The organism is Roseicyclus sp. (assembly GCF_052168335.1).
Taxonomy (GTDB): domain Bacteria; phylum Pseudomonadota; class Alphaproteobacteria; order Rhodobacterales; family Rhodobacteraceae; genus Roseibacterium.
Window position 1 is genome coordinate 1 of record NZ_JBQLZP010000389.1, and the last position, 5,118, is coordinate 5,118.

5 protein-coding genes are annotated in these 5,118 nt (G+C 71.1%); 3 read left to right on the forward strand and 2 right to left on the reverse strand.

What is annotated here, in order from left to right:
- Positions 1-169: 169 nt before the first annotated feature.
- On the forward strand, positions 170-496 hold the full coding sequence (locus ACTS11_RS11915) for a DMT family transporter (protein WP_442640533.1): 327 nt from the start codon (positions 170-172) through the stop codon (positions 494-496).
- A 3-nt stretch (positions 497-499) separates the two neighbouring features.
- Here the strand turns inward: ACTS11_RS11915 and ACTS11_RS11920 are convergent, their stop codons facing one another.
- On the reverse strand, positions 500-1,729 hold the full coding sequence (locus ACTS11_RS11920; RefSeq protein WP_442640534.1) for a class I SAM-dependent methyltransferase: 1,230 nt from the start codon (positions 1,727-1,729) through the stop codon (positions 500-502).
- A gap of 192 nt (positions 1,730-1,921) precedes the next feature.
- On the opposite strand from ACTS11_RS11920, the gene bchE reads away from it, so the two are divergent.
- Positions 1,922-3,589: a magnesium-protoporphyrin IX monomethyl ester anaerobic oxidative cyclase gene (gene bchE / locus ACTS11_RS11925; protein ID WP_442640535.1), complete on the forward strand. Its 1,668-nt coding sequence runs from the start codon at positions 1,922-1,924 to the stop codon at positions 3,587-3,589.
- A gap of 4 nt (positions 3,590-3,593) precedes the next feature.
- Positions 3,594-4,208, forward strand: coding sequence for a bacteriochlorophyll 4-vinyl reductase (bchJ, locus tag ACTS11_RS11930; protein ID WP_442640536.1), 615 nt, complete (start codon positions 3,594-3,596; stop codon positions 4,206-4,208).
- Between the two features lie 94 nt (positions 4,209-4,302).
- Here the strand turns inward: bchJ and ACTS11_RS11935 are convergent.
- Positions 4,303-5,118, reverse strand: an 816-nt coding sequence (locus ACTS11_RS11935; protein ID WP_442640537.1) for a peptidoglycan DD-metalloendopeptidase family protein, incomplete at its 5' end; no start/stop codon positions are given.

A 5,118-nucleotide genomic window follows, 5' to 3' on the forward strand; every position in this document is an offset into this window, starting at 1 on the left:
TTCTCTTCGGCATGGGGTCCCCCGGTGGACGGCGCGCAAATTGCTGGCGTTATAGAGGCGCGCGCCCCGGGCGCAAGGGATTCACGACAGCCATCGCCGCGCGCGCTTGCCAGTGCCGCGCGGGGGGTCTAGGCGGGGGCCACGCCACCAGGTCCGGAGGGCTTTCGACATGCACTGGCTGCTTCTCGTCCTCGCCATCGCGGCCGAGGTCGTCGGCACGACGGCGCTCAAGGCGTCGGCGGGTTTCACCCGGCCCGGCGCCGTGGCCGTCGTCGTCCTCGGCTACGGGATCGCCTTCTACCTGCTGGCGCGGGTGCTCCTCGTCCTGCCGCTCGGCGTCACCTACGCGATCTGGTCGGGCGTGGGCGTGGCGATCGTCACGATGGTCGGCTGGCTCGTCTTCGGCCAGAAACTCGACACCGCCGCCTGGGTCGGCATCGGCCTGATCGTGGCCGGCGTCATGGTGCTGAACCTCCTGTCCGACACCACGGCCTGAGGCTCACTCCGCCGCCGAAAGGTGCGCCTGCCGCTCGCGCGGATAGAGGTAGTCGCGCGTCAGCGGCACGGCATCCTGCCGGCGGGCGAGCTGCACCTGGAAGACACATTGCCGGTTGTGCCGGAAGGTCAGTTCGCAGGCCTTGAGGTAGTAGCGCCACATCCGGCAGAAACGCGCGTCGTAGAGCGCGCGCGCGGCCGCCTCGTTCGCCATGAAGCGGTCGTACCAGTGCCGGAGCGTCTCGGCATAATGCAGGCGCCAGACCTCCACGTCGCAGGGGTAGAGGTCCGCGTCCTCGACGGCGCGCGTCATCTCCGACAGCGCGGGCACGTAGCCGCCAGGGAAGATGTACTTCGCGATCCACGGGCTCGTCGTGCCGGGCGGCGCCGCGCGCCCGATCGTGTGGACGAGCGCGATGCCGTCCTCCTTCAGCCGCGCGCGCACGGTGTCGAAATACTCGCGGTAATGCGGCACGCCCACGTGCTCGAACATGCCCACCGACACGATCCGGTCGAAGCGCCCCTTCACGGCGCGGTAGTCCATCAGCTCGAAACGCACCCGGTCCGAGAGCCCCGCCTTCCGCGCCCGTTCGGTCGCGACCTTGTGCTGCTCCTCGCTCAAGGTCACGCCCAGCACGCGCGCGCCGTAGTCCCGCGCCAGCGTCAGCGCCATGCCGCCCCAGCCGCAGCCGATCTCGAAGACCTCCATCCCCGGCTCGAGCAGCAGCTTGCCCGCGATGTGGTGCTTCTTGGCCGCCTGCGCGGCCTCGAGCGTCATCGAGGGGTCCGCGAAATAGGCGCAGGAATACTGCCGGTCGGCATCGAGGAAGAGGTCATAGAGCGCGCCCGACAGGTCGTAGTGATGCGCCACGTTGGCCCGCGCCCGGAACGCCGGGTTGTTCTGGTCGATCTTGCGCCGCGCGTAGCGGATCGCGTGATCGAGCCGCCGCCACCAGACGTGCCGCCCCCGCGCCGCGTTCCGCGTCACCAGCGTGAGGAACGCGTCGAGGTCGTCGCCGTCGATGGTGAAGGTGCCGTCCATGTAGGCCTCGCCCAGCGCGAGCTCGGCGTTGGCGACGAAGCGGCGCGGCAGCGCGGGGTCGGTCATCCGGACCTTGATCGGCGCGGCCGAGGCCTCGCCGTATCGCCGCGTTTCGCCGTTCGGGTAGACCATCTCGAGCGCGCCGACCGTGAAGAACCCGCGCAGCATTCGGTCGAGCATCCGGTCCCACATCGCGCGCACCCCTCGCGTTATCGGTTCCCCCGACAACGCCGGACGCGGCGCCGCCGGTTCCACATGCCTGCGACAATTTTGCGCGCATTTTCCGAGTCGTTTCAAGTGCCCGTCCGGCGCGACTTGATGTGTGTCAATCCAGGTTGACAGATTTTGTGATCCGCTGGCCTGACAACGTCAGGGAGTCGGGCCATGCGCATCTGTCTAATCCACCCCAACTACCATTCGGGGGGCGCCGAGATCGCGGGCAACTGGCCGCCCGCCTGGGTCGCCTATCTCGCCGGGTCGCTGAAGGCCGCGGGCTTCGACGACATCCACTTCATCGACGCGATGACGCATGACCTGACGCCCGGCCAGCTCCGCGTGAAACTGGCCGAGCTGCAGCCCGACGTGGTGGGCACCACCGCCATCACCCCCTCGATCTACGTCGCCGAGGAGACGCTGGCGCTCGCCCGGGAGATCCTGCCCGACGCCGTCACCATCCTCGGCGGCATCCACGCCACCTTCATGTACCGGCAGGTCCTGTCCGAGGCGCCGCATATCGACCTGATCGTGCGCGGCGAGGGCGAGGAGATCATCGTCGAGGTCATGCGCGCCATCGCCGAGGGCCGCATCGCCGAGGATCGCCGCAGGATCAAGGGCCTCGCCTTCCTCGACGGCGGGGAGATCGTGGCCACCCCCGCCGCCGCCACCGTGAAGGACATCGACGCCATCTCGCCCGACTGGTCGCTGCTCGAGTGGTCCAGGTACATGTACGTCCCGCTCGGCGTGCGCGTCGCGATCCCCAACATGGCGCGCGGCTGCCCCTTCACCTGCTCCTTCTGCTCGCAGTGGAAGTTCTGGCGCGACTACCGCGTGCGCGACCCGATCAAGGTCGTGGACGAGATCGAAGCCCTCGTGAACGAGCACGACGTGGGCTTCTTCATCCTCGCCGACGAGGAACCCACCATCAACCGGCGCAAGTTCATCCAGTTCTGCGAGGAACTGATCGCCCGCGACCTGCCGCGCCGCGTGCAATGGGGCATCAACACGCGCGTCACCGACATCATGCGCGACAAGGATCTCCTGCCGCTCTACCGCCGCGCGGGCCTCGTCCACGTCTCGCTCGGCACCGAGGCCGCGGCGCAGATGAAGCTCGACCAGTTCAACAAGGAGACCAAGGTCGCCGACAACAAGGAGGCGATCCGCCTCCTGCGCGAGGCCGACATCTTCGTCGAGGCGCAGTTCATCGTCGGCCTCGACAACGAGACGCCCGAGACCCTGGAGGAGACCTTCCAGATGGCCTGGGACTGGCAGCCCGACCTCGCCAACTGGGCGATGTACACGCCCTGGCCCTTCACGCCGCTGTTCCAGGAACTCGGCGACAAGGTCGAGATCTTCGACTTCTCGAAGTACAACTTCGTGACGCCCATCATGCGCCCCGAGGCGATGGACCGCGCCACGCTGCTCGACCGGGTGATGCACAACTACCGGCGCTTCTACTCGCGCAAGGCGCTGTTCTACTACCCCTGGCGCGGAACGGGCTACCGGCGCCGCTACCTCCTCGGCTGCCTCAAGGCCTTCGCCAAGGCGGGCTTCCAGCGCTCCTTCTACGACCTCGGCAAGCACAACTACTGGGGCCCGCAATCCAAGGACAAGGTCGTGTTCAACTTCGACCGGACGCGCACCATCGCCAAGGCGCAGATGGACGACTGGCAGTCCACCCAGGACCTCGCCGCGCAGAAGCGCGCGCGGAAGGAGGCGCGGGACACCTCGTTCAGGATGCCGAACGGGGCGGAGGTGCGGCCGGGCGGCGATGCGGCGGCGCAGGCGAAGGCCTGCGGCGGCGGCACCGGGCAGATGACCGAGCCCGCGGAGTAGCGCCATGCCCGCCACGGCGAAGGAGCGGTCCGGCCCCGGAGCGGGCCGGATCGGCCCGAACGCGATCCTGCAACTCGTCCCCGTCCTGCAGGACGAAGCGGGCGCGGCGGTCACCGCCAGGCTCCTCGCCCGCGCCGGCGTGATCGCGTTGCCCGACCCCGCGCAGGGCCTCATCGACGAGGCCCCGGCCGCCCGCCTCCACCAGGCGCTCCGCGCCGAACTGCCCGAGGCGGCTCCCCGCCTTGCGCGCGCGGCGGGCGAACGCACCGGCGACTACATCCTCGCCCACCGCATCCCGCCCAGGGCGCAGGCGCTCCTCCGCCTTCTGCCCGCGCGCCTCGCCGCCCCGATCCTCGCCCGCGCGGTCGCGAAACACGCCTGGACCTTCTGCGGCTCGGGCGGCTTCCGCCTCGTCTCCACCTGGCCCGTCGTCTTCGAGATCGCCGACAACCCCGTCGTGCGGGGCGAGCGCTCCGACACGCCCCTCTGCCATTGGCACGCGGCGGTCTTCGAGCGGCTCTTCTCCGCCCTCTGCGGCCCGGACTGGCGCTGCACGGAGGTCGCCTGCTGCGCCCAGGGCGCGCCCGCCTGCCGCTTCGAGATGCGCCGGGCTTCCTGAGCCCATGCTTTCATCTTTCCGGAAATACGCAGGGCCGAAGGCCGCGCGCCGGCGGGGGCTCGATGCCCCCGCCGGCGCGGTGCGGGTCCTGCCCTCAGGGCAGGAAACGGTTCGGGTCGACGGCCTCGAAGCCGCGCCGGACCTCGAAATGCAGGAAGGACGGGTCGCCCGCGCCCACTTCGGCGACCGTCTGGCCGCGCGTCACCCGGTCGCCGCGCGAGACCGAGATGTTCCGGATGTTGGCATAGACCGTCAGGAGCCCGTCGGCATGCCGGATCACCAGGATCGGCACCCGGTCGGTGTCCTGGGTGATCGCCGCCACCTCGCCGTCGGCCGCCGCGCGCACCGGCGTGCCGGCCGGGGCGGAGAAGTCGATCCCCTCGTTCGCCGCCGAGTAGGCCCGCAGGACCGGGCCCTCCACCGGCCGCACGAAGCGCGAGGAACTCTCGGGCTCGGCGGCCGGGGCGGGGGCGGGCGCGGGCGCCGGAGGCGGCGCGGGCGGCGTCGGCCCGCCGCCGGTCGCGGGCGGCAGGGGGGCGGCCGCGATCGGGTCGGGGAGCGGCTGCGCGGCCGAGGGCGGGGCGGGGGCGATGCTCTCGCCGGGGCGTGCCGCCGCCACCTCGGTCGCGCCGCCGTCGAGCGCGATCGGGATCAGGAGGTACTGGCCCTCGCGCACGGCGAGGTCCGGCCCGAGCCCGTTCCACTCGGCGAGCGCGCGCACCGACACGCCGTAGAGCCGCGCGACGGAATAGGCCGTCTCGCCCCGGCCCACCCGGTGGCGCACCGGCTCCACGCCCGGCTGGAGCGGCGGGCCCGCCTGCGCGGGGCGGCTCGCGTCCACCTCGTCGAGCGCGCCCCGCGCGATCGAGCCGATGTCGGTGCCCGCGCCGCCGCCGCCGCCGACGCGGCG